Annotated in this window: 1 protein-coding gene; it reads left to right on the top strand. The window is 57.9% G+C overall.

The features are described from left to right. Window positions 1–80: 80 nt before the first annotated feature. Window positions 81–2,395 (top strand): Fe/S-dependent 2-methylisocitrate dehydratase AcnD (gene acnD / locus JJU14_RS16515; protein ID WP_228614811.1); only part of this gene is annotated, 2,315 nt, incomplete at its 3' end.

Here is a 2,395-nt window from a genome sequence, read left to right as displayed (position 1 = left end):
AACCACAGCGAAGGGGATGGACCAGGACAAGGACAGCCCCTTCGCTGGCTGATTTTCACCAACTACGACCGGGCACGCTGATGAATACCAATTACCGTAAACCACTGCCAGGCACCCAACTGGAGTACTTCGACGCCCGCGCGGCTGTGGAAGACATCACCCCTGGTGCCTACGATATGCTGCCATACACCTCGCGGGTGTTGGCTGAAAACCTGGTGCGGCGCTGCGATCCAGCCATGCTGACCGATGCCTTGCACCAATTGATTGAACGAAAAAACGATCTGGATTTCCCCTGGTATCCGGCGCGGGTGGTCTGCCACGACATCCTGGGCCAGACTGCGCTGGTCGATTTAGCCGGCCTGCGCGATGCCATCGCCGAGCAAGGCGGCGATCCGGCCAAAGTGAACCCTGTGGTACCTACCCAGCTGATTGTCGATCACTCGCTGGCGGTTGAGCACGCCGGTTTTGAAAAAGATGCCTTTGCCAAAAACCGCGCCATTGAAGACCGACGCAACGACGATCGTTTCCACTTTATCAACTGGACCAAAAAAGCCTTTAAAAACGTCGATGTGATCCCGCCGGGCAACGGCATTATGCACCAGATCAATCTGGAGCGGATGTCCCCTGTGGTGCATGCCAAAGACGGGGTCGCCTTTCCGGATACCCTGGTCGGTACCGACAGCCATACACCGCATGTCGATGCGCTGGGCGTCATTGCCATTGGTGTCGGCGGCCTGGAAGCGGAAAGCGTGATGCTGGGCCGGGCCTCCTGGATGCGCCTGCCGGATATCATTGGGGTCGAGCTGGTGGGCAAAGCCCAGCCAGGCGTGATGGCGACCGATCTGGTGTTGGCGTTGACTGAGTTTTTGCGTAAAGAAAAAGTGGTCTCCAGCTACCTGGAGTTCTTTGGCGAAGGCGCCGACAGCCTGAGTCTGGGCGATAGGGCCACCATCTCCAATATGACGCCGGAGTACGGCGCTACCGCAGCGATGTTCTCCATCGATCAGCAAACACTGGATTACCTGACCCTGACCGGCCGCGAACCAGAGCAGGTGAAACTGGTAGAAACCTATGCCAAAACCACGGGGCTTTGGTCTGAAAGCTTGAAAACAGCGCGGTACGAGCGGGTGCTGCGCTTTGATTTATCCAGTATTGGCCGCACCATGGCCGGGCCATCCAACCCGCATGCCAGGCTCAACACCAGTGATTTGGCAGCGCGCGGCATTGCAGGTGCCTACCAGATTGAAGAAGGCAAGATGCCGGATGGCGCCGTGATCATCGCTGCCATTACCAGTTGCACCAATACCAGCAACCCGCGCAACGTGATTGCTGCCGGCTTACTGGCCCGTAATGCCAACCGCAAAGGCTTAAGCCGTAAGCCTTGGGTGAAAACTTCGCTGGCCCCTGGCTCCAAAGCGGTGCAGCTGTATTTAGAAGAAGCGCAGCTTTTAACCGAGCTGGAGCAGCAAGGCTTTGGCATTGTTGGTTTTGCCTGCACCACCTGCAACGGCATGAGCGGCGCTTTAGACCCGGTCATCCAGCAAGAAGTAATAGATCGCGATCTGTACGCCACCGCTGTGCTTTCGGGCAATCGCAATTTCGACGGCCGTATTCATCCGTACGCCAAGCAGGCCTTTTTGGCCTCGCCGCCTCTGGTCGTGGCCTATGCCATTGCCGGTACCATTCGTTTTGATATTGAAAAAGACGTGCTTGGTTTAGATAACGAAGGCAAGCCGGTCACCTTAAAAGATATCTGGCCAAGCGATGCCGAAATTGATGCTGCGGTCAAAGCCGCGGTCAAACCCGAGCAGTTCCGTAAAGTGTACGAGCCGATGTTTGATTTGAGCGTCGATTACGGCGAGCAGATCAGCCCGCTGTACGACTGGCGGCCGCAAAGCACCTACATTCGCCGCCCGCCGTATTGGGAAGGGGCGCTGGCCGGTGAGCGTGCGCTCAAAGGCATGCGGCCTCTGGCGGTGCTGGGCGATAACATCACCACCGATCACTTGTCGCCATCGAACGCCATTATGCTCGACAGCGCAGCGGGTGAATACCTGGCCAGCATGGGCGTGCCGGAGGAAGACTTTAACTCTTACGCTACGCACCGCGGCGATCACCTGACCGCGCAGCGCGCGACCTTTGCCAACCCCAAGCTGTTTAACGAAATGGTGGTGGAAGACGGCAAAGTGAAGCAGGGCTCTTTGGCGCGGATTGAGCCAGAAGGCAAAGTCACCCGGATGTGGGAAGCGATTGAAGCCTACATGGCCCGTAAGCAGCCGCTGATCATCATTGCCGGTGCCGATTATGGCCAGGGCTCATCCCGAGACTGGGCCGCCAAAGGCGTGCGGCTGGCCGGGGTGGAAGCCATTGCCGCCGAAGGCTTTGAGCGCATTCA

It is taken from the genome of Alkalimonas sp. (assembly GCF_020831925.1).
In the GTDB taxonomy this organism is placed as follows: Bacteria; Pseudomonadota; Gammaproteobacteria; order Enterobacterales; family Alteromonadaceae; genus Alkalimonas.
This window is presented reverse-complemented; position numbering and strand designations above follow the sequence as displayed.